This window comes from Shewanella sp. AS1, assembly GCF_021412565.1.
Taxonomy (GTDB): Bacteria; Pseudomonadota; Gammaproteobacteria; order Enterobacterales; family Shewanellaceae; genus Shewanella.
Map to the genome: position 1 here is coordinate 389,487 of NZ_JAKCLJ010000001.1, position 21,271 is coordinate 410,757.

The 21,271-nt window shown below is 50.7% G+C and carries 21 protein-coding genes; 7 read left to right on the top strand and 14 right to left on the bottom strand.

Going from position 1 to position 21,271, the window contains the following annotated elements:
- The first annotated feature begins 19 nt into the window (after positions 1 to 19).
- Together LZP69_RS01780 and LZP69_RS01785 are read left to right on the top strand one after the other, a co-directional pair.
- Complete coding sequence (locus tag LZP69_RS01780; RefSeq protein WP_234198463.1) at positions 20 to 1,744, top strand: ExeA family protein; 1,725 nt, start codon at positions 20 to 22, stop codon at positions 1,742 to 1,744.
- Entirely contained in the window at positions 1,744 to 2,781 is a 1,038-nt protein-coding gene (locus LZP69_RS01785; RefSeq protein ID WP_234198464.1) for a general secretion pathway protein GspB, read from the top strand. Before LZP69_RS01780 ends, LZP69_RS01785 begins: the two co-directional genes overlap by 1 nt.
- A gap of 108 nt (positions 2,782 to 2,889) precedes the next feature.
- On the opposite strand, the gene nhaD is transcribed toward LZP69_RS01785, so the two are convergent.
- The 4 genes from nhaD to LZP69_RS01805 form a co-directional block, all read right to left on the bottom strand.
- Complete coding sequence (gene nhaD / locus LZP69_RS01790; protein WP_234198465.1) at positions 2,890 to 4,137, bottom strand: sodium:proton antiporter NhaD; 1,248 nt, start codon at positions 4,135 to 4,137, stop codon at positions 2,890 to 2,892.
- Positions 4,138 to 4,532: 395 nt separating this feature from the next.
- Positions 4,533 to 5,819 (bottom strand): glutamate-1-semialdehyde 2,1-aminomutase, encoded by a 1,287-nt coding sequence (gene hemL, locus LZP69_RS01795; protein ID WP_234198466.1) that lies wholly within the window; start codon positions 5,817 to 5,819, stop codon positions 4,533 to 4,535.
- A gap of 27 nt (positions 5,820 to 5,846) precedes the next feature.
- Positions 5,847 to 6,866 carry an aspartate carbamoyltransferase gene (locus LZP69_RS01800; protein WP_234198467.1) on the bottom strand — a complete coding sequence of 340 codons (1,020 nt, stop codon included), beginning with the start codon at positions 6,864 to 6,866 and terminating at the stop codon, positions 5,847 to 5,849.
- 199 nt (positions 6,867 to 7,065) lie between these two features.
- On the bottom strand, positions 7,066 to 8,775 hold the full coding sequence (locus LZP69_RS01805) for a chloride channel protein (protein WP_234198468.1): 1,710 nt from the start codon (positions 8,773 to 8,775) through the stop codon (positions 7,066 to 7,068).
- Between the two features lie 145 nt (positions 8,776 to 8,920).
- Between LZP69_RS01805 and LZP69_RS01810 the strand changes: the two genes are divergently transcribed.
- Together LZP69_RS01810 and erpA are read left to right on the top strand one after the other, a co-directional pair.
- Positions 8,921 to 9,727 carry a DUF6776 family protein gene (locus LZP69_RS01810; protein ID WP_234198469.1) on the top strand — a complete coding sequence of 269 codons (807 nt, stop codon included), beginning with the start codon at positions 8,921 to 8,923 and terminating at the stop codon, positions 9,725 to 9,727.
- A 129-nt stretch (positions 9,728 to 9,856) separates the two neighbouring features.
- Complete coding sequence (gene erpA, locus LZP69_RS01815; RefSeq protein ID WP_234198470.1) at positions 9,857 to 10,207, top strand: iron-sulfur cluster insertion protein ErpA; 351 nt, start codon at positions 9,857 to 9,859, stop codon at positions 10,205 to 10,207.
- 284 nt (positions 10,208 to 10,491) lie between these two features.
- Here the strand turns inward: erpA and LZP69_RS01820 are convergent, their stop codons facing one another.
- The 5 genes from LZP69_RS01820 to LZP69_RS01840 form a co-directional block, all read right to left on the bottom strand.
- Positions 10,492 to 10,929: a hypothetical protein gene (locus LZP69_RS01820; protein WP_234198934.1), complete on the bottom strand. Its 438-nt coding sequence runs from the start codon at positions 10,927 to 10,929 to the stop codon at positions 10,492 to 10,494.
- A gap of 165 nt (positions 10,930 to 11,094) precedes the next feature.
- Positions 11,095 to 11,472, bottom strand: a complete 378-nt coding sequence (locus LZP69_RS01825) for a DUF2750 domain-containing protein (protein WP_234198471.1) — start codon at positions 11,470 to 11,472, stop codon at positions 11,095 to 11,097.
- 214 nt (positions 11,473 to 11,686) lie between these two features.
- Positions 11,687 to 12,382, bottom strand: coding sequence for an aquaporin Z (gene aqpZ / locus LZP69_RS01830; RefSeq protein WP_234198472.1), 696 nt, complete (start codon positions 12,380 to 12,382; stop codon positions 11,687 to 11,689).
- Between the two features lie 169 nt (positions 12,383 to 12,551).
- Complete coding sequence (locus tag LZP69_RS01835) at positions 12,552 to 13,661, bottom strand: anhydro-N-acetylmuramic acid kinase (protein WP_234198473.1); 1,110 nt, start codon at positions 13,659 to 13,661, stop codon at positions 12,552 to 12,554.
- Between the two features lie 8 nt (positions 13,662 to 13,669).
- The gene (locus LZP69_RS01840; RefSeq protein WP_234198474.1) at positions 13,670 to 15,058 is read right to left on the bottom strand and encodes a peptidoglycan DD-metalloendopeptidase family protein; all 1,389 of its coding nucleotides are present in this window, start codon (positions 15,056 to 15,058) and stop codon (positions 13,670 to 13,672) included.
- 125 nt (positions 15,059 to 15,183) lie between these two features.
- On the opposite strand from LZP69_RS01840, the gene tyrS reads away from it, so the two are divergent.
- Positions 15,184 to 16,380, top strand: a complete 1,197-nt coding sequence (tyrS, locus tag LZP69_RS01845) for a tyrosine--tRNA ligase (RefSeq protein ID WP_234198475.1) — start codon at positions 15,184 to 15,186, stop codon at positions 16,378 to 16,380.
- A gap of 75 nt (positions 16,381 to 16,455) precedes the next feature.
- Here the strand turns inward: tyrS and LZP69_RS01850 are convergent, their stop codons facing one another.
- From LZP69_RS01850 to mtnN, 5 genes are all read right to left on the bottom strand, one after another.
- Entirely contained in the window at positions 16,456 to 16,935 is a 480-nt protein-coding gene (locus LZP69_RS01850; RefSeq protein ID WP_234198476.1) for a nuclear transport factor 2 family protein, read from the bottom strand.
- Between the two features lies 1 nt (position 16,936).
- Complete coding sequence (locus LZP69_RS01855) at positions 16,937 to 17,557, bottom strand: trimeric intracellular cation channel family protein (RefSeq protein ID WP_234198477.1); 621 nt, start codon at positions 17,555 to 17,557, stop codon at positions 16,937 to 16,939.
- Positions 17,554 to 17,943, bottom strand: coding sequence for a DUF2721 domain-containing protein (locus LZP69_RS01860; RefSeq protein WP_234198478.1), 390 nt, complete (start codon positions 17,941 to 17,943; stop codon positions 17,554 to 17,556). Before LZP69_RS01860 ends, LZP69_RS01855 begins: the two co-directional genes overlap by 4 nt.
- Positions 17,944 to 18,121: 178 nt before the next feature.
- Entirely contained in the window at positions 18,122 to 19,141 is a 1,020-nt protein-coding gene (locus LZP69_RS01865; protein ID WP_234198479.1) for a cobalamin biosynthesis protein CobD/CbiB, read from the bottom strand.
- A gap of 13 nt (positions 19,142 to 19,154) precedes the next feature.
- On the bottom strand, positions 19,155 to 19,847 hold the full coding sequence (gene mtnN, locus LZP69_RS01870) for a 5'-methylthioadenosine/S-adenosylhomocysteine nucleosidase (RefSeq protein WP_234198480.1): 693 nt from the start codon (positions 19,845 to 19,847) through the stop codon (positions 19,155 to 19,157).
- Between the two features lie 200 nt (positions 19,848 to 20,047).
- Here mtnN and LZP69_RS01875 point away from each other — a divergent pair, with 200 nt between their 5' ends.
- Together LZP69_RS01875 and LZP69_RS01880 are read left to right on the top strand one after the other, a co-directional pair.
- Positions 20,048 to 20,434, top strand: coding sequence for a SirB2 family protein (locus LZP69_RS01875; protein WP_234198481.1), 387 nt, complete (start codon positions 20,048 to 20,050; stop codon positions 20,432 to 20,434).
- 8 nt (positions 20,435 to 20,442) lie between these two features.
- Positions 20,443 to 21,222 (top strand): transglutaminase family protein, encoded by a 780-nt coding sequence (locus LZP69_RS01880; RefSeq protein WP_234198482.1) that lies wholly within the window; start codon positions 20,443 to 20,445, stop codon positions 21,220 to 21,222.
- Positions 21,223 to 21,271 lie beyond the last annotated feature (49 nt).

Consider the following 21,271-nt stretch of genomic DNA (forward strand, 5'->3'; position numbering starts at 1 on the left):
TTTGGGGATTTTGCTTGCCATGTATAAGGCGTTTTACGGACTTAACGATAACCCATTTTCAATTGCACCTAACCCTCATTATCTGTTTCTCAGCGACAGACACCGCGAGGCGCTGGCACATCTGACCTATGGTTTAGGGGAAACGGGCGGGTTCGTGTTGTTAACCGGCGAGGTTGGTACGGGTAAAACTACTGTGTCTCGCTGCTTGCTCAATCAGTTGCCAGAGGATACAGATACCGCATTTATCCTTAATCCCTCGCTGACCGAGCTTGAACTGCTTGCCACCCTGTGTGACGAGCTTGGTATCGACTATGGTGAAGCGCCTAGCCTCAAGCAGCTAACCGACAAACTCAGCCAGTTTTTGTTGGCCAACCACGAAAAAGGTCGCAATACAGTGCTGATCATCGATGAGGCTCAGCATCTGCGCCCAGAAGTGCTCGAACAGCTGAGGTTGCTGACGAATCTGGAGACAGATACTAAGAAGCTGTTGCAGGTAATTTTAATTGGCCAGCCGGAGCTGCAGCAGCTGCTTAAGCGCCAGGAACTCAGGCAGTTGGCTCAAAGGATCACCGCCCGTTACCACTTGCTGCCGCTAACAGAGCAGGAGATTGCCCTATATGTGCTGCACAGGTTACAGGTAGCTGGTCGCCATGAGCCACTGTTTAATCGTGGCGCCATTAAGGCATTGCATAAATACAGCGGCGGGATCCCGCGTTTGATCAACTTGTTGTGTGAGCGCGCCCTTATGGCGGGCTATGCTCAGTCTAAGGTGCCCATAGATGCCAAGATGGTCTGTGGGGCTGCATCAGAGGTGTTAGGTGAGGAGATAAAGTCTCGCTCCCTGTTCTGGCCAACGGCAGCGGCCATCAGCATCTGTTTAACCTTCGGCGGCGCATTCTATTTCTTCAATGGTTCCTCTTTCGATTTGCAGGCGGCATCGAGCCGCTTAGCCAGCGAAACGCTTGATGATCGCGCCGCGCAGGCTAATTTATTAACAGGGCATAAGTCGTTAACAGGGCAGCAGCCTGAAAAAATAGCCGAGCAGGTCAGCCCTCAGCAAGAAGCTATGAATCCAGCCAAGGTTGATTATCAAGCCAATGCTGAGCGTGAGCGCAACCAAACCGCCGGTCAGCAGGTGCTTAGGCAGGCTATTAATCAGAGCCGTAATATAGACACTGCCTACGCGGCGATTTTAGGGCTCTGGGGTAAGGTGCCCTATCTTGGGCTGACCGCCTGTCAGTCGGCGCAGCAGCAGGGGCTGGATTGTTTCCAGCAGCAGGGCAACTGGTACTCACTTATCCGTCTTAATTATCCTGCGGTTGTCTATTTGCAGGATGACAATCAAGAGCATTTTTATGGCACTGTGGTCGCCCGTCAGGGGGAGCAGTTATTGCTGCAACTGTCGGAGCAGCAGCTTTGGGTCGACAGAGACTGGTTCAACCGTCACTTTAGCGGTACGTTTGAGATCCTCTGGCAAGCGCCCAGCTATCAGCCGCGTGAGATAGGCCGTGGTGCCCCAATTTCGCAGATCCAATGGCTGGAGAATGCGCTGGCACACATCCAGCAGAAATCGCCGCGTCTGCTCAGTGAATTTGATTATGAACTAGAACAGGAACTGAAAAGCTTCCAGCGCCAGCACGGGCTGCGCGCCGATGCCATTGCCGGCCATCAAACCTTAGTGCAGCTGAATCTCTATTTGAGCGATCAAGGGCCGCGCCTGCAAGCGGGTGAGGGGCGTTTGTAATGTCGATACTACTCGATGCGGTCAGCCGCGCTAAGCAGCAATCTCAGTCTCTTGATCCTGTGATCACACCCAGAGCACAACTGCAAAACTTGCAGCAGGGCAATCGCCTATGGTTAAAGCTCTTGCTGTTTGTGTGCCTCCTGCTGTTGGCTGTGGCCTCAGCCTGGCTGCTGAGCCGAGCGAATGTAGCTTTGCCTGTACAGCCGTTGCAAACTCAGCCATCCCAAAGCCAATTATCTAATAGTCAAGCATCTCAAAGGCCAGCATTCCAAGCTGAAGCCTCACAAACTTATGCTAATAAGAGTGAGCCTATTGCCCGTGAGCCTAATGCCAGAGTGCAGCTTGCCGGCAAAGTGGCTCTGCCAGTGGCCGTTGAGCGGCCAGGCAATGGCGGGCAGCAACCACAGCCACAGCAAGCTCAGACACAAAAAACGCTGACACAGCGGAATTTAGCGGCCGGTTCTGCCACTATCGCTATGGCAACCCAAGAGGAGAGCGGTGATGAGCCGATCATTCTCGGCGCCAACAGCAATCGGCGAGGTCAGGAACTGCTGAGTTCTCTTAAGGCTCAGGTAGAACAGGCGGCAAATGAAGTGGGGCTTGAATCGAGCTCTGTCCCTAACTCAGCCTCAGATCGGGAGCCGAAACTACAGACCAAAGAGGATTTATCCGCTGCATCTGCCGAACCTTCAGATCAGCTGCTGGCGGCATTTCAGTCGGCCCTCAGCGAGGTAGAAAAAGACAATGCCTTAGCAAAGCCGGTTACCGAGCCTAAGCTGGATCCCATTCCTACGCCTAAACCAGATCAGTTGCCTAAATATGGCCAGCTACCCGCGGGGCTGCAGTTGCAGGTGCCGCAATTTAATATTCTGGCCCATGTCTATTCTAGCGATCCTCAAAACCGCTGGCTTAATGTGGATGGCGTCGAGTTACAGGAGGGGGACAGCATAGGCGGTAAACTTAAGGTGATTGAGATCAGGCCAAGAGATGTAGTGCTGCAAGTGGCGGATACTCAGTTTAAGGTGCCGGCTATCTAAATCTTGTCCTTGAGCCATGACTTGAAAGAGAAGACAACAAAAAAGCGATGAGATAATCATCGCTTTTTTGTTGGGTTTAGTTGTTGGATTTTGTTCTGGGAAGTGGGACTAACCAAAAATGCTATAAGCGAGCAGCAGGGTTAGACCATAGCCGACACAGTAGCAGAGGGTCAGAGCCGGTACGTAACGAAGATAACTGACGAAGGTGAGTTCTTTGACCTTGCTCATGGCGATAATCCCTGCGGCACTACCAATGACCAGGAGCGAGCCTCCTACACCCACAGAGTAGGTTAATCCCAGCCATTCTGGTGTGGTCAGTATAGGGTCGGCTTTCAACAGGGCTGCGGTGAGCGGCACGTTATCCAGAATTGCCGAGCCAATCCCCGTTACGAAGTTTGAGATATTAGGATTAAACTGGGTATAGACCTCGGTCAGCAGATGCAAGGTACCTATCTCTTTAAGCATGCCAACCAATAACAGGATACCGAGGAAGAACAGCAGGGTATCAAACTCCACCTGGCGGATATATTCGAGGATCTGCAACTCCTCCTTGCTGGTGCGGGACAAGGTGCCCACCAGGAACATCACAGACAGACCTAAGAGGAAAGTCAGCACGGGCGGAATGCCAAACAGAATATTAAATACCATGGTTAAGATGATGGTACAGAGGAAAATAAGGGCAATCACAACGTCTATGGTTTGATATTGACGATTTATGGGAGTGGTGCTTACATGCCCTTCTGATTTCAGAGAAAAGAGCGTGGCTAACAGCATGACGCTGGCGGCGGCCGGGATGAAGAGCATCAACAGTTGAGAAATATGCACATGGCCTTCGAGGAAGATCATCAGTGTGGTGACATCACCTGTGATCAAAGAGACTCCGCCTGAGTTGACGGCAAAGATAATAAGCACGGCCATACGGCGCTTGACGGTACTTTCCAGCCGAAAAGTCGTTAACAGCCCGAGAGAGACAAGCGTCGCGGTGACGTTATCACAGATGGCCGAGAGAAACAGGGCAAACAGCGCCACCTGAATCATCAACATACGCACAGAGACTTTCGCTGGGAAGAGCTTCTGTACTATCACCTGGATCATCCCTTTGGCGTTGAGATAAGCCACGAAGGTCATGGTCGACATAAGAAACAGCCACAAAGTGGCAATCTCCAGCAGGTTCTCATTCAGCTCGCCGTTAATCAGCTGCTGATGCTGGGGATCTTTAGCTGCAACAAAGAGGGTTATCCAGGCGACACAACCTAAAAAGAGGGTCGTTTTTGCCTTGTTAAGATGGGTAACTTCTTCAAAAATAATGCTTAATAATGCCAGTACTGCCAGTGTGATCAGGAAAATGTTGAGCATACATTCGTTCCTACAGCCGAACTCGAACACTTAACCCAGAGGATAAGGTGGGTGTGATCTAATTCAAGGTTTATCGTTATTTTGTGAGGTGCAGCGATCAGACCATAAGATGGCAAAATAGGCAAGATGAGATTTAAGTTTGATATTTGCCGAATATAAGGGGTTTATTGTGTAAGGCGTCAGATGTTGGTGATAAAGGCTGATTTTGGTCTGTTTTGTGGTGATTTATGTTTACTTTTATCGGCTGAAAATCGAGTTTTAGTGAATCCCGCTACCAGAGCTGTTTGGGGTTATTTTTAGTTAATCCAGCGGCTTAATATAGACTTGGGAAGTGGCTAAAGACAAAAAAGGACGCCTAAGCGTCCTTTTGATACTAATGCCAGTAAAAGCCAAATTTATTTGGCCATAGAAGCAAATACGCGATCCGCTGCCGCCAGTGTGGCTTCCAGCTCTTTCTCGCCGTGAGCCATAGAGAGGAAACCGGCTTCATAGGCGCTTGGCGCTAGGTAGACGCCTTCGTCCAGCATGCCGTGGTAGAAGGTGCGGAACGCATCTGCGTCGCACTGAGTAACTTGATCGAAGCGAGTCACTTTCTCTAAGTCGGTGAAGAAGAAACCGAACATGCCGCCCACATAGTTGATGCTCAGTGGAATACCATGCTTGTCGGCCGCCGCCTTAAAGCCTTCGGCGATACGCTTGGTCTTGGCCGCGAGCTCTTCATACAGACCCTCTTCACACAGAGCGTCCATCTGAGCCAGACCTGCCGACATGGCGATTGGGTTACCTGACAGTGTACCTGCCTGGTAAACAGGGCCTGTTGGGGCGATAAACTGCATCACATCTTTACGGCCACCAAAGGCGCCCACTGGCATGCCGCCGCCGATCACTTTACCTAGGGTAGTAAGATCTGGCTTGATGCCATAATGTCCCTGAGCACCGCTTTTCGATACGCGAAATCCTGTCATCACTTCGTCTATGATAAGCAGAGCGCTATATTGATCACACAGTGCGCGCAGACCCTCTAGGAAACCTGGGATAGGCGGAATACAGTTCATGTTACCGGCGACAGGCTCAAGAATGATACAGGCGATCTCTTCTGGATACTGCTCGAACATAGCCTTGACTGACTCCAGCTCGTTATATACAGCTGTGAGCGTGTGCTTAGCGAAATCTTCCGGAATACCAGGAGAGCTTGGCTGACCTAGGGTCAGGGCACCAGAGCCGGCTTTGACTAACAGGCAGTCGGCGTGGCCATGATAGCAGCCTTCGAATTTCAGGATCTTGTCACGGTTGGTGAAACCACGGGCCAGACGGATGGCACTCATGGTCGCTTCTGTGCCTGAGCTCACCATACGCACCTGCTCCATAGAAGGCACCATCTCGATCACTTTCTCAGCCATCTTAACTTCGAGTTCAGTAGGCGCGCCGAATGACAGACCGTTCTCAACCGCGGCTAATACCGCTGCACGGATCTTAGGATGATTATGGCCTAAGATCATCGGGCCCCAAGAGCCAACATAGTCGATATAGGCTTTGCCATCGGCATCATAGATATAAGCGCCGTCCGCTTTCTCGATAAAACGGGGTGAGCCACCTACACCATTGAAGGCGCGAACCGGAGAGTTCACACCGCCAGGAATGGTTTTTTTAGCCTGCTCAAATAGGGTTTCAGAACGGGTCATGGGAGATCCTTAACGTCAATGCCAATCTTAAATACTGGCTTTTTGTGAATACCAAATAACTGGACATTCATGTTGTTCAAGTTGTGAATCAACACCTAATGTCAGCGCAAACAGTGCCATACGAATCAAGAGTCCGTTATCGGCCTGTCTAAAGATGGCGAGGTTAGGATGACTGTTGAGGTCATTGTCTAACTCATTGGCCTGCTCTCTAGAGTCCCGGGGTAGCGGATGCATGATCACTGTGTTTGACTTACAATTTTTTGTATAAATATTGTGGTTTAAGCGGAACTTACCACGGTATTTATTGGCCTCTTCCTGAGAGGGAAAACGCTCTTCTTGAATACGAGTCAGATAGAGTATATCAGCCTGAACTAAATTGCCTTCAAGTTGGTCTGTTATTGTGATCTTATGCCCAGCATTTTCAATGTCATCGATCACATAGTCGGGCATTGCCAACTCTTTTGGTGAGATAAGGGTAAAGGTCACATCTTTGTACATACACAAGAGACGCGAGAGTGAGTGTACAGTGCGGCCATATTTCAGGTCGCCGACCATGGCGATATGCATGCCGCTGATATCTTGGCCGCGTGAAGCCAGCTCTTTTTGTATGGTAAACAGATCCAGTAGCGCCTGGGTCGGGTGTTCGTTTGAACCGTCACCGCCGTTGATCACGGGGACGCGGCTACCTTCGGCAAACTCTCTGACTGAGAATGCTTGAGGGTGGCGCATGGCGATCACATCCGAATAGCTCGACAATACTCGGGCCGTATCATAGAGGGATTCCCCCTTAGATAAGGATGAGGTTTCCATCCCTACTGTTTCATTCACCTTACCGCCAAGAAGATTGAAGGCACAGCCAAAGCTGATGCGGGTTCGGGTACTTGGCTCGAAAAACAGATTACCTAAAATCGCACCATCTAATACTTTGGTCCGTTTTTGTCTTAGGGCATAAGGGGTCATGCGGGTGGCAACAGCAAAAATCTCTTGAATGGCGTCGATATTAAGCTGGTTTACCGAGAGGATGTGTGAACCTTGAAACTGTGTCATCAGCCTTTATTTCCAGTTTATTGGGCAGCTAGGTTCCGGATTTTTCCGGTCATAGCGCCCTAAGATTTAGTGTAGGGTGGCTGAGGCGGCACTATAACAGATTCCCCTATACAGGGGAATCGTTGTGTAAACAAATTGTGCTCTCTGCAGCACAAGCTAGGCATGAGGTGCAGGGGAATATTGTGGGAAGCTTGAAACATTAGATCTGCCCGGCGGTCAGCTCTCTTTGCAGCATGGTCCAGCTGATCACGCCGACCACATTATCGATACTGTCCTGATAGATAAACACCTCACCGCGGCGATCGACGGCTAAGATCTCATACACCTCCAGCAGGGTACAGGTATCGGGCAAGCCCTGGATCGGGTGACGGGTGAGGGTGCTCATTTCCGGCAGCGGTTGCAACTCTAATTGCAACATCTCCATAGTGCCACGATTGTTTTGCATCAATACCGAGCGTCCCTCTGCGCGTTTAAGCACCTCAAGCAGTAGCTCATTATTGTCTTTGACTATCACAAAGCGTCTGTCCATCACGGCCCTGACACCTGTTTTCTGTAGTCCGAGTTTTAGCGAGGAGACCTTGTATTCTAGTCCCATGATATCCAGTTGGCGATAAAAGAGAGACTGGGTATTAAATGCCTGATGGGCGATAAGAAACGCCGGAATTGTCACAAACATGGAGGGAAAAATAATCGAGGCGTTGTTGGTCATCTCCAGCAGGGCGACCAGCGCCGCCAGCGGTGCACTCAAACACACCCCCATCATGGCCGTCATACCCATCACTGTATAGAGGCCGACATAGGGGGTAATTGAAGGGAAGAAGAAGGCGCTGACGACTGATAATATCGCGCCAATCAGGGCGCCGATGCCAAATAAGGGGCCTATGATGCCACCCGGGATCCCTAAACCGATCGCCGCTATGGTGGCGATCATCTTGCCAATCAGCAGGCCGAACAGCAGCAAGAGGCTAGGGTGCTGGCTGATCGCATGGTTGATCGCCATATCGCCGCTGCCAAGAGCCTGAGGCAGAAAGAGTCCTACTAAAGTGGTGATGGCACCTGCCAGCAGCAAACGTATGAGCAGGGGCCACTTTTGACCCCTAGCCGTGACTTGCAGCAGAGTATGATTAAACAGCGCGGCTAAACAGCCTATGATAAGGCCACAGATCGCCAGGATAGGATATTGAGACAGAGGAATATGGATGATACCTATCTGCTCAAATTCATGCACATTGCCAAAGGCTAACTGGCTGCTAAAGGCGCCGCAGATCGCTGAGAGCATAATAGGGAAGAAGTAATGCACCTTGTATTCGCGCAGTATCACTTCGAAGACAAAGATTACAGCCGCTAGGGGGGCGTTAAAAGTAGCGGCGATACCGGCGGCGATGCCACTGGCACACATGATACGCACGCTGTTATCAGGCAGTTTGAACTTCTCGGCCATCACGCTGGCACTGACGGCGCCAAGGTGAATAGCTGGGCCCTCTTTACCGACTGAAAAGTTAGTGGCCAGTGCAAACAACGCCTGAAAGAACTGGCCCGGTGCCGATTGTAGCGGGATCTTGCCATAGTGTAATTTCATTCTTTGCATCACATAGGCGATACCCATACGTTTGTAGCGTTTAGATCCCAAAATTGCCACAATCCAGATAAGCAATGCACCGAAAAGTGGCAATAGCACTCGCCAGTCACCAAAGTTGCCAGTAAAATCCCACTCTTGAGTCTGAGTGAACAGGTTGAGCCAGTGCAGCAGCAGGCGAAACAGGATAATAACGCCTGAGGCGACGAGGGCGAATGCTAGAGCAAGTGCACAGAGTTGGACACTGATCTTGGCCTGTGACAATTTATCTTTGAGATCGGTATGAAGGTACTTCTGGCACTGTTGAATAAGGTTGTTTATTTTTAGCTGCACAGTAACCTTCCGAGTTGACTCGAGTTCACTCTGTTGGAGTAAATCATCCAGGAATAACCACTTGGGGTTGAATCCTAGCGCGACTCTTTTGATAGAGTATATGGGCTAACAGAGTAAATGGATTTTTATAAGAGGCTAATAGTTAATGCTAAATTATCATCGCTGGGTCGATCGCATGCAAGTACTCGAGCGAAAAATTCGCCCATCGAATGCCTATCTCCTGTGTTTGGTGATAGTTGCTTTTTTGATAGGCGTACTGACATGGGATATCTGGCAATCCTATTATCCGAGAGACAAAGCCTGGGACAATGCCCAAGAAGCTGAGCTGCGCCAAGCCCTGACGTCCCAGGCCGAAGTCTTGGCTGCGAGGAATTTAGAACTGTCGGTTGAGCGTGAAGCTAACGCCAACATGCAGCAGATGTTTACTCAGCAATATCAAAAGCGTAAAGAGCTGGAGCGAGAACTGGCGTTCTACCGCAGCATCATGGCGCCTGAGCATCAGGCCGACGGTGTGGCGATTAATGGACTGGAGATGATTAATGGCCTGCTTGATGGTCAGTTTCGTCTCAAGTTGGTGTTAACCCAGCTTCAAAAGCGTAAGCAGGCAGTCAAAGGCGATGTCACACTTACTTTCGTGGGCGTGCAGGCGGGAGAGGCGAAACATATCGCCTTATCTTCTCTTATCGACGATAAATTGAGCTTTAGTTTCAAATATTTCCAGGTGCTTGAAGCCGAAGTCACCCTGCCCAGCGATTTTGAATTATCTCGGGTAGAGGTCAAAGTTGTGGTACCTTCGACGCGCTGGCGAAAAGGCGCGACGGCTGAGCAGGTCTTTAGTGCCCAAGAACTGTTGAACATCACTGAGTCGACCAGCGAAGATATTGCCACCGAGGAGGAAGCGTCTCCTCAGTTCGATGAGCCCATGTTACAAGAAGGGTTACCCAAGCAATAACCAGAATAAGAATATGTGGGTGCTAGGGCATCGACATCACCGATTTTAATTGAGGCTGAGACTATTACTTGAACAAAATGGTCAGGTATCGGATAATTCCGCTTAGCTAAGCTATGTATAGAGGTAGTAATGACTGAACAAGCTGAAGAGACAATGCCAATTCGTTTTACCGACGCTGCTGCGTTAAAGGTGAAAACCTTGTTGGATGAAGAAGAAAACGATGCCCTTAAGTTACGCGTATATGTCACAGGCGGTGGCTGCTCTGGCTTTCAGTATGGTTTTACCTTTGATGAAAAAGTTAACGAAGGGGATTTCACGGTAGAGAAGCAAGGGGTTCAGCTGGTGGTTGATCCTATGAGCTTGCAATACCTGGTGGGCGGCGAGGTGGATTACACTTCCGGCCTTGAAGGTTCTCGCTTCTTCGTGAAGAACCCTAATGCGACCACGACCTGTGGTTGTGGCGCAAGTTTCTCGGTCTAATTATCGACACTTGAATTGAGCTATGAATAAAAAAGCCTGCATCCGCAGGCTTTTTTGTACAAGGATGTACTTATCCCCGGTGGCCAAGGCCAAAAAATGTTCCCTACATTTTTGGCATTCCCTCCATCCATGGAGGTCAGACGCCAAAGAGGGGATTTGTCTGGATGTACTTATCCCCGGTGGGCAAGGCCAAAAAATGTTCCCTACATTTTTGGCATTCCCTCCATCCATGGAGGTCAGACGCCATAGAGGGGATTTGTCTGGATGTACTTATCCTCGGCTACTCAACGCATAATATTCATACTGTTGCGCACATGACAATAAGCCTTGACCTTAGGGCTAAAGGCTATCCAGGCCTGCACCATGGCGATAATAATCAACAGGCCAAAGACCAGCAGATCCGGCACTTTTCCTTGCCATGTACCCAGGTGAAAGGTCGAGGGCCCAGCCAGCGGATTATCGGGTTGATATAAGATAACCGGCAGAAAACAGACGGCGACCAGCTGTACTAAGGTATAGCCCCTGAGCAGATAAAGCCCGACAAGCTGCCGACCCAGTACCGCAAGGACGATAAACAGGGTCAGAATGCAAAAAAGCACACCTTGATTTGCCATGATGCCGCTGACTGAGGCTAATGTCAGAAACAGTAGCAAGGCGACTAGGCGCTTGGGCAATTTGGCTTTGGCCACGGGTTCTGCAGTAAGCGGCGTTTGTTGTGCCAGCTCTTGTTTATCTCGCTCTTGATTATCAGGCTCTTGATTATCTGGCCCTTGTTTATCAAGCTCTTGTTTATCAAGCTGTGATTCTTTGTTTATTGGCGCTGAAGAGGGCACAGGGATTCCTTGCTCTTATTCTTATTGACGAGTTAGTGACTATTTAGCTACGAGTTAGTGGCGAGGCTTTTCTTTTGGCGCCAGACGCTCTTCCAGCTCATAGGGCGGGATCACGACTCCTAAATCGTCCTGCACAGGGAATACAGCCACAAACAGATCATCATCCTGCATGCCGATAGACCAGCGGGATAACCACTCACTCAGGGGGATCGCCAGCGGCGTACAGTCGGCCCAATCATCGACTGCCCACATCTTGGCACTCTCTTCACAGGGCCACATAGGGATACAATCCTCATCTTCTGTGGTCAGCATCACGCAGCCATCAAGATCCTGCAATGTCCACAGAGTTTGTTCTGCCTTCGCCTGTTCGACCAGATAATCATAACGGGCTTCAGGAGTCATATTGCTGGCATCTTTTGCACTTTTTTTCATGGGATTCTCTGTCATTCGATGGGGCCGGTTAATGGGGCCAGTTAATGGGATCATTGTGTCATTGCGGCCAATAATAACATTGCTGCAGGTCAATCCGAAAGAATTTGTCCTCTGTCTATCCCCTTGTTTGATCCTTAGATATCAGGGGAGGGTAAAACGCCAATGGGGTTAACCATTGGCGTTTAGCTCGATCTTTTAATCTAGATTGCCAAAATCAGCTTTTGGCGTTGAAGAATTTGTAGATGATGCCCGCAACAATGGCGCCGATTATCGGTGCCAGCCAGAAGAGCCATAGCTGAGATAGCGCCCAGTCGCCGACAAAAATGGCCGGGCCGGTACTGCGCGCCGGATTGACCGAGGTGTTAGTCACTGGAATGCTGATCAAGTGGATCAGGGTCAGGCAGAGGCCTATGGCGATAGGGGCGAAGCCCTGAGGGGCGCGAGAATCGGTTGCGCCTAATATAACCAGCAGGAAAAACAGCGTCATCACCACTTCGGCAACAAAGCCTGAAGTCATGCTGTAGCCGCCGGGGGAGTGCTCGCCATAACCATTGGAGGCCAGGCCGCCTGCTAGGGAGAAGTCGCTGCTGCCAGAGGCGATAAGGTATAAGATCCCTGCTCCAGCAATAGCGCCAGCCACTTGAGCGATAATATAGGGCAGGAGTTCATTGGCGGGAAAACGGCCACCGGCCCAGAGCCCGAAGGAAACGGCTGGGTTTAAATGACAACCTGAGATATGGCCAATTGCATAGGCCATAGTTAATACAGTTAAACCGAAGGCAAGTGATACACCTAACAAGCCTATGCCCACATCGGGAAACGCGGCGGCCAGTACCGCACTGCCACATCCTCCCAACACCAGCCAGAGTGTACCTAAAAACTCGGCTGCCATCTTTTGCGTCATGTTCATTTCACCATTCCTTGTATTGCGGCTATCTGTTGAAAGCCCAATTTTACTTTAGTCGCTATTACAAAAATCGGCAGGAAATTTCAGGTTTTCAATAACAAGGACAAGAAAAAGGCCAAGAAAAAGGAAAGGGGAAGCAAGAGAGCTACCCCTTCGAAGAAGATTGCGCCGTTTAGGCTGCGGGATAATAAGCGCCAAGTACGGCTTCACGGCTGGCGCCAGTCACTGCCGGTAGGTTGCTGGTCAATCCCTGTTTGTGGCGCAGCGCGAGCCAGGCAAAGGCGATGGCCTCCACCCATTTGGGGTCCATGCCTAAGGTGGCCGAGGTGGTCACGGCATAATTGGGGAGTAGCGCATCGAGGCGCTTTATTAGCTCGCCATTAAAGGCGCCGCCACCGCAGACATAGAGCTCGGCGCTCTGGGTCAGTTTGAGACAATCATTGGCTATGCTGTGACAGGTGAGATCCAGCAGCGTCGACTGAATATCGGCCTCGTCCAGATAGCCAAAATCCGCGGTCTGCTGCTCAAGCCAAGCCTGGTTAAACAGCTCGCGCCCTGTGCTCTTGGGGGCGGCGAGGGAGAAGTAGGAGTGAGACAGCATGTGTTCTAGCAGCTTGTGATCTGTCTTGCCACTGGCCGCCCACTGGCCATTATCATCGAAATTGTCGCCCTTAACCTGCCTAATCCAGGCATCGAGCAGGGTATTGCCCGGGCCATTGTCGAAGCCTATCACCTCGCTGGCATCGCCGGGCAGGTAGGTGATATTAGAGATACCACCAATATTTAAGATCATCCGTCGACAGCCGGTCTTGGCGAAGCTGTGCTGGTGGAAGGCGGGCACCAAAGGCGCGCCCTGGCCGCCAAGAGCAATATCTTTACGGCGAAAATCGGCTATCACATCTATGCCGGTTAAGATGGCGATTGTATTGGGATCGCCTATTTGCAGGGTAAAGCCCATCTCAAGATTGGGCATATGGCGCACCGTCTGGCCATGACTGCCGATGGCGATCACCTGCTCTTTAGCCACCCCTGCTTTTTGCAGCAGGCCATTTACCGCCTGGGCAAACAGCTTGGCGACGCTTCTGTCCAGGGTGCCCATACGATTGATCTCATCGCTGCCCGACTGGCACAGGCGCTGCAGGCCGCTGAGCAGATGACTGGGCATCGCCTGGGTATAACTCTCAATCAGCTTGATCTTATCGTCACTAAAGTCCACCAGAACGGCATCTATACCATCCATGCTGGTGCCCGACATCAGGCCGATATAGTATTTTGCAGTCATCTGTTGTCCTATTGGGCGGCGAGTTGCACTTGCTTGTTCTTTTCCAGCTGCGCCATCAATTGCTGACTCAGGGCGAGGAACTGCGGCTTCTCTTTACTGTTGATGGCCTGAGATTGTGGCAGTTTTACGGTGCGGGGATTGCGGTGCACCCCATTGACGATAAATTCATAATGCAGATGGGCACCTGTAACCCGGCCTGTTGCGCCTAAGGTGCCGATGATCTGTCCCTGCTTGACGCTTTGCCCCTGTTTAACTTTGCGCTTTTTAAGGTGCAGGTACTTAGTTGTGTAAGTGTCATTGTGTTTGATGAACACATAGTTGCCATTGTACTGGCTGTAACCGGATTTGATCACCCGGCCATCGCCCGCCGACTTGATTGGGGTGCCGACGGCTGCGACATAATCGACGCCGCGGTGGGCCTTAACCTGACCGGTAACTGGGTGGAGTCTGCGGGGATTAAAGCTGGAGCTGACATATTTAAAGTCAACCGGCGAGCGCAGGAAGGCCTTACGCATGCTGCGGCCATCGTCGGAATAGTAGTTGCCGTCTGTGTAACGCACGGCCGTGTATCTGTCGCCCTGGTTAATAAATTCGGCAGCGAGTATATTGCCGTTCTTGAGAAAGACGCCATCGGCGTAGGTCTCTTCGAACAGTATGGCGAAGGTATCGCCCTCTCTGAGATCCAGCGCAAAATCGATATCCCAGCCGAATATGGTTGCCAACTGCATAATCTGATTGGGGGTTAAGCCTGCACCGACACCGGCGTTCCAGAAGTTGTTGTTAATGGTGGCGTTGGCAAATCGGGTGCGATTCTCTACCTGTTTACTGGTGACGTTTTCGCTGTAGCCGTCCTCCTGCTTGCTGATCACTAAGGTGGAGATGGCATCGAGATGGTAACGTAATTTTGTCAGCTCGCCCGCTTGGTTTTTGACTATCTCTATCTCTTCGCCGGGCATGATTTTAAGCAGATTCTTTTTTGCCTTGGGCAGCTGAGTGATCTCATAGACATCTTTTGGGGTCAGATCGGCGCGTTTAAAGAGTGCCGCCAGGGTATCGCCGCTGCGAACGGTAAACTGCTTGCTTATCTCCACCGCCTTAGTGGTGACATGCTCATCGCTTTGTGATTTTGATGATAGAGAGTTGCTCATCGGAGGATTGGGGGTACGAAACGCCAGTGGCACAGGATAAGCATTCACAGACGGATTTTGTGCTTGTGTGTCACTATCGCTCTGGCCTGCAATAGTGACGGTACCAGAGAGGGAATGGTTGGTTGAGCGTGAGGCTTGGGCATCCTCTGTGGGGATAAACAGGACGATTAGGGTGATCACCACTAAGATACTCAAGATGATTTGATGCAATCTGGGTAACAATTTTAAGAGAGTGATGACCTTTACCATTGACTCCGATACCATTTTCTAACTCTTAAGGCGATGCAGTTAGTGTACACTCTTTCATTTGTGCTGGCTAACAAGTAACATTGTTGCCCAATATTGAACTACAGGCTCTTAGGAGTAGCTGCCAGATGGCTGATTTAGACCAAGCATTAGCAGAAATTAAACGCGGAACCGACGAGATCCTTCTCGAAGCGGATCTGCTTGAAAAGCTCAAAGAGGGCCGTCCTCTACGTATCAAGTTAGGCGCCGATCCTACCGCGCCCGATATCCATCTCGGTCATACTGTGATCCTCAATAAGATGCGTACCTTTCAGGAGCTGGGTCATGAAGTGATCTTCCTGATCGGCGATTTCACCGGCATGGTGGGCGACCCGAGCGGCAAGAACAGTACCCGTCCTCCGCTGACCCGTGAGCAGGTGCTGGCCAACGCAGAGACCTATAAAGAGCAGGTCTATAAAATTCTCGATCCGGCCAAGACCCGCATCGAGTTTAACTCAAGCTGGTTGGAGCCACTGGGCGCCGCGGGTATGATCCGCTTGGCTTCGCAGCAGACCGTGGCGCGTATGATGGAGCGTGACGATTTTAAGAAGCGTTATGCCTCAGGCCAGTCGATCGCCATTCACGAATTTATGTATCCATTGCTGCAGGGCTATGATTCAGTTGCACTGCAAGCCGATGTGGAGCTGGGCGGTACCGACCAGAAGTTCAACCTGCTGATGGGCCGCGAGCTGCAAAAAGCCGAAGGTCAGAAGCCTCAGGCGGTGATCATGATGCCGTTGCTGGAAGGCTTGGATGGCGTGAAGAAGATGTCTAAGTCGGCCCACAACTACATTGGTGTCAGCGAGCCGGCCAATGAGATGTTCGGCAAGATCATGTCTATCTCTGATGATTTGATGTGGCGTTACTTCGATCTGCTCTCGTTCCGACCATTGGCAGAGATTGCGCAGCTGAAAGCCGATGTTGAGCAGGGCACTAACCCAAGGGATGTGAAGATCCTGCTGGCCAAAGAGATCATCGCCCGCTTCCATGACGAGGCGGCGGCTGAGGCGGCACATCAGGAGTTTATCAACCGTTTCCAGAAGGGCGCCTTGCCTGACGATCTCGCCGAAGTTGAGATCGCGGCCGCTGAAGGGATAGCTATCGCTAACCTGCTCAAAGAGGCGGGACTCGTGGGTTCAACCTCTGATGCGATGCGTATGATCAAACAGGGCGCCGTTAAGATGGATGGGGTGAAGTTAGATGATACCCGTATGCAGTTAACGGCTGGCACCTGCGCCGTGTTCCAGGTGGGTAAGCGTAAATTTGCCAAAGTGACCTTAGTGTAGCCTCACTTACTTTACTCAAATAAAAAGCCTGCTTTATGCAGGCTTTTCTGTTTGGGCTTATACCAAGCTGGCAGATTATTGGGTCGCCAGCTGATCATTCATTGTCTGGTAATCCATCAGATCTTCATGCTCCCGGATCCTGTGGTTAGCTAAGTCCACATCGACTGTGGTAACGCCGGGGATGGCCAGTTCAATCACCTTGCCCGGTTTACCAAATAGACTGCCGGGGCCGCGGTAATGATAGTTGCCTATCATGATGACTAGCGAGCCTGAGTTGTACATATGCTCGATATTAAAGTCATATTCCAGAACGCCGCGATGAGCACGCTCGAAAAACTCTAAGATATCACGGCGGCCCGTGTACTTCTTGCTGGCAGTTCTGTCGAAAAACACGCTATCACGGTTATAGAAAGAGGCGAGGGTGCGATAATCATGATCGGTAATAGCCTGAATATATTGCACCGCCATCTGCTGCTCGGCAGGCATATCGCCGGGATTTGCAGCTGCACCGCTCGAGAGTAGCGCCAGCAGGCTATAGAAAAAGTATCTGATCATCTTATGGTTTCTTTAAATCAAATGCTGGAAGTCTTAAATGCCATTTGATGGCTGCTAAACGTATAATCAGGGCACTCACCATAGCGATAGCCAGCGCCAATTTTCCCGCACCAAAAAAATGGTAGGCTAGGGTATAACTAATTCCCCCAAAAATCGAGGCGGTCGCGTAGATTTCTGTGCGCAATATCATGGGGACCTGGCGACAGAGCATGTCGCGGATCATGCCGCCGCCCACGCCTGTGATCAGTCCCATCACCACAGCTATCATGCCGCTAAAGCCCAGATTTAAGGCTTTTTCAGCACCGATGACAGTAAACAGTGCTAGCCCTAGGGCATCGGCGACAGGCAGTACATAGGGATTTATCCGCCAGGGTTTACGGATAAAGATCAGGGTTAAGAACACGGTAAGTAAAATCACCAGTAGATAGTTGGCATCGCGGATCCAAAACACAGGCGTCGCCCCGAGCAAGGCATCACGTATGCTGCCGCCCCCGATAGCGGTTACCGATGCCAGCACGATAACGCCAAAGGGATCCATACGATGACGTCCGGCCGCTAAAGCGCCGGATAGGGCAAATACCGCCGTACCGCAAAGGTCGAAGAAATAGATCCACTCTTTCATTGATCGAGTTCTTTCAGGTGGTAGTTGAGGGCATCGACCGAGATACGGATCTCGATCACCGACAGCAAGAGTGAATAGAGCAGCAGTAACAGACTCGAACCGAAGATGAGAGAGCCTGTCTTATTAAAACCTATGTAGATAAAGATCATACACAGGACACACAGGGCAAAACTGAGCACCCCCGCCTCCTGCATCCGGCGGATGATCACTATGCGTTGGCGCAGATTTTTCAGCTGTCCGCTGTGTACTGGTGTGCCCTGGCTGCTGAGACTTCGGATCAGTGCCGCCAGAGAGAAGAAACGGTTGGTATAGGCAAGCAACAGCAGTGAGATTGCCGGAAACAGCAAGGCTGGTGTTGTCAGTGAAATATGTAGACTTTCAAACAAGGAGTTTGCCTATTGTGAAAATTTGTTACGACTAATTGGCATAATACCAATACCCGGAGACTTGTCTAGTGAATACCTTGGCATGATCGGCGGCCATTTACCCAATTGCTTGAGCTTTATACTGCCGACCTTGTTCCATGGCCAGATAGGCATTGATTTGTTCTTAATTTCACCCAGATCATCCCCCGGCCTGCAGGTAGCGCAGCAAGGCCCAGATACAGGGCAGTAGTAGTACGCCGGCCAGCCAAATTCCTTGTCCGGTAGCCATCAGTTTGCGTGCCGCCTGAATATCCTTGGCGACGGGCTTGTTTGGGCTGCCGACCTTATCGACCTCAACTCGCATCCCATCCATCTGAATATGTGCGGGGAGGGAAAATTTCACCGGGCCGCCCAGCTCGATATTGAGTGCCTTGGCAGCGACAGCCAGAGTCGGCAGCTGGTGATTGACAGCTTGCCGACTCAAGGGCGGCCTGAGCAGGGTCAGTAGTGTTTGTGGTCCGCCCTGAATGGCCAGAGTGATATTCCAGGCCAGGCTCGGCAGGAAGTAGATCAGGTAACAGAGAAGGTAGACAGGTTTTCCAAAATGAGTATATCTGGGATGCAGCGCCGGCCAGCAAGACTCCAGCTGTTTTATCATGCTTGCCAGTAGCACAAGTGGCGCACCGCCTAAGATAAAAAATAGCACTGTCGCCACTGTGCCATAAATAGGCGTGGTGGCCAGTTGTTCTATGGTGGCCTTACTCAGGCCAATTTCTGATAGTGCGTCCAGATCCCGTTGCTGCCAGGGCTTGAGCAAGCGTCTGGCACTTGCCTTATTCTGGGCCTTGAGGGCGAGCTGAACTCGCTTGGCAATCCGATTAAACTGCTCGTCACTCAGGCAAAAATAGAGGATTAGGCACTCGAAAAACCAGGGATAAGCTGCAAGCTGCAGCAGAAAGACACAGATCAACCAAAAGGGCATAACCAGCAGCATGATAGCCAGTACGCCGGCGGTTATCTGTTGACTCGGAGCTCGGCTGTTGTGATTCACCTTTGCAGATAAGCTTAAGGCCAGCTGTGAAAGCCAAGATAAGGGGGATAACGCTTTTGGTAGGGGCGCCAGTCTGGCCAGCAACAGGGCGACTATCAAAACGAGTGCGCCCTGATAAAGAGCGCTCTCGGCGGCTATCTGTTGCAGAAATTGCTGTGAGAGCGCCATCAAAAATTCGCAGTTAGAGCTGCTGCAACAGGGCGATCACCATCAAGGCTGAATGGTGGCCAGCTTTCACCAGATAGCTGTCGAAATCCACTGGTGAGTCGTTGTTGGCGTTATCTGAGAGTGAACGGATCACCACAAAAGGCACCTTAAATTGATGACATACCTGGGCAATGGCGGCGCCTTCCATCTCACAGGCTGCCATAGTAGGGAAGTTGGCTAACATGGTTTGGGTGCGGGCACTGTCGCAGATAAAGCTGTCACCTGTGCAGATCAAGCCCTGAATCGCCTTCACCTCACCTAGGCTGGCAACGGCTTTTTCGGCTGCTTCAACCAGTTTGGCATCGGGAATAAAAGCCGCAGGTTGCTGAGCCATCTGGCCTATCTCATAACCGAATGCGGTCACATCCACATCGTGATGACGCACCTGGGACGAAATAACGATATCGCCTATGGCCAGGGTATCGACGAAACCACCGGCCGAGCCTGTGTTGATCACATAATCTGGGGCATATTTCTCAATCAGCAAGGTAGTGGCGACGCTCGCGGTCACTTTGCCTATACCCGAGCGGGTAACAACCACCTCTTTGCCTTCGAGCTGACCCGAGACAAATTCGATGCCGGCTATGGTCTGTGATGCAGGATTGCTAAGTGAGGCGATTAAGTGCGCGACTTCTGGCTCCATGGCGCCAATAATACCGATTTTCATAGATGACCTTTATGAGTGATAGAAGCACAGTTTCCTGTGTTTGATGGGCGCTAATATAGCAATAAAGTCTGTCGGTTGCGAGAGAGGGACGGGGGAGATGTGACCTGGACAATTCCCCGTTGGCAAAAGCGCAATCTTATTGGTGATAGCCGGTTTGATCGGGTACACTAGCGCCTTTGTGAGCAACAGAAGAACTTAAAATGGACAGTTTATACCCTGCTGTAAAACATATTCACATGACCTTCATTGCCTTGAGCGTACTGTTTTTTATCGTGCGCTTTGCCCTGCACATGAAGCAGTCGCCCGTTATGGATAAGAAGTTTGTTAAGGTCGCCCCTCATATTATCGACACTCTGCTGTTATTGAGCGGGCTTGTCCTATGTTTCCTTATCAAGCAGTACCCTTTCCAGGATGCCTGGTTAACGGAGAAAATCGGTGCAGTCGTGGCTTATATCCTGCTGGCGACCATCGCCTTGAAAGCCAACCGTAATAAATTATTTAAATCCTTTGCGGCGTTAGGCGCCTTAGCCTGGATAGTGTACGCCGCGAAAATGGCTATGTTTAAGCAAGCAATATTAATGGGTTAATAGCAGTAATGTTTGTTAATGATGAACTCTCGCTACCCGAGAGTGCGTTTGAAATCACACAACATCTAGGTTTTTCCAAGAAAGCGGCGGCAAACTGGGCCTGGCTCGAGTTAGCCGGAGCCGTGCTAAGCCATTATCACGTAGACAGGCAGGCGCGACTTAAGGCGCTCCTGACCTGGTTCTACCGGGATCTGGGCTTCTGCGCCAAGGCGGATTATTTCAGTGTCGAGGCGGCAGATCTTGCCCAGTGCCTGACTTCACGTCAGGGCAATAGTACAACCCTCTCTGTGGTCTTGATGCTGCTGGGTAAGCAGCTGGATCTGCAATTGGAGCCATTGCTCTTGCCGGACACCACAGTGCTTAGTTGTCGTATCGATGAGACTGTCACCTATCTCGACGCCTTGACCGGCACTGAGCTGAGCCGGCATCAGCTGCACGTATTGGTACGGGGTGAGTTAGGTAATAGCGCGCCGATGAAACCCAAATATTTAAAGCCTGTTGGGGTGAAACGCCTGCTATCGCGTATGTTGCATGAACTTAAGGCGGGAGCGATTTTATCCCATAAGTTTGAGAGTGCCATGGAGTGCTGTAACCTTTTGCTGCAATGGCATGAGGATGATTTGAATCTCAACCGTGAGCGAGCCTTTATCGCACAGCAATTAGGTTGCATCAGCGTGGCGGCGGCGGATCTGCAACATTTTGTCGATCATAGCCCTCACGACCCCATCACTGAGCTGGTTAAATTGCAGTTAAAAGAGCTCAATGAGGAGCATGAGGTTTACCATTAGTTAAATGGACTTAAATAAAATAATTAAATCAATAAATTAATAATATGAA

Coding starts and splice junctions, on each gene's coding strand:
- LZP69_RS01780 (WP_234198463.1), top strand. CDS start 20: ATGTATAAGGCGTTTTACGGACTTAACGATAACCCATTTTCAATTGCA.
- LZP69_RS01785 (WP_234198464.1), top strand. CDS start 1,744: ATGTCGATACTACTCGATGCGGTCAGCCGCGCTAAGCAGCAATCTCAG.
- nhaD (WP_234198465.1), bottom strand. CDS start 4,137: ATGCTCAACATTTTCCTGATCACACTGGCAGTACTGGCATTATTAAGC.
- hemL (WP_234198466.1), bottom strand. CDS start 5,819: ATGACCCGTTCTGAAACCCTATTTGAGCAGGCTAAAAAAACCATTCCT.
- LZP69_RS01800 (WP_234198467.1), bottom strand. CDS start 6,866: ATGACACAGTTTCAAGGTTCACACATCCTCTCGGTAAACCAGCTTAAT.
- LZP69_RS01810 (WP_234198469.1), top strand. CDS start 8,921: ATGCTAAATTATCATCGCTGGGTCGATCGCATGCAAGTACTCGAGCGA.
- erpA (WP_234198470.1), top strand. CDS start 9,857: ATGACTGAACAAGCTGAAGAGACAATGCCAATTCGTTTTACCGACGCT.
- LZP69_RS01825 (WP_234198471.1), bottom strand. CDS start 11,472: ATGAAAAAAAGTGCAAAAGATGCCAGCAATATGACTCCTGAAGCCCGT.
- aqpZ (WP_234198472.1), bottom strand. CDS start 12,382: ATGAACATGACGCAAAAGATGGCAGCCGAGTTTTTAGGTACACTCTGG.
- LZP69_RS01835 (WP_234198473.1), bottom strand. CDS start 13,661: ATGACTGCAAAATACTATATCGGCCTGATGTCGGGCACCAGCATGGAT.
- LZP69_RS01840 (WP_234198474.1), bottom strand. CDS start 15,058: ATGGTAAAGGTCATCACTCTCTTAAAATTGTTACCCAGATTGCATCAA.
- tyrS (WP_234198475.1), top strand. CDS start 15,184: ATGGCTGATTTAGACCAAGCATTAGCAGAAATTAAACGCGGAACCGAC.
- LZP69_RS01850 (WP_234198476.1), bottom strand. CDS start 16,935: ATGATCAGATACTTTTTCTATAGCCTGCTGGCGCTACTCTCGAGCGGT.
- LZP69_RS01855 (WP_234198477.1), bottom strand. CDS start 17,557: ATGAAAGAGTGGATCTATTTCTTCGACCTTTGCGGTACGGCGGTATTT.
- LZP69_RS01865 (WP_234198479.1), bottom strand. CDS start 19,141: ATGGCGCTCTCACAGCAATTTCTGCAACAGATAGCCGCCGAGAGCGCT.
- mtnN (WP_234198480.1), bottom strand. CDS start 19,847: ATGAAAATCGGTATTATTGGCGCCATGGAGCCAGAAGTCGCGCACTTA.
- LZP69_RS01875 (WP_234198481.1), top strand. CDS start 20,048: ATGGACAGTTTATACCCTGCTGTAAAACATATTCACATGACCTTCATT.
- LZP69_RS01880 (WP_234198482.1), top strand. CDS start 20,443: ATGTTTGTTAATGATGAACTCTCGCTACCCGAGAGTGCGTTTGAAATC.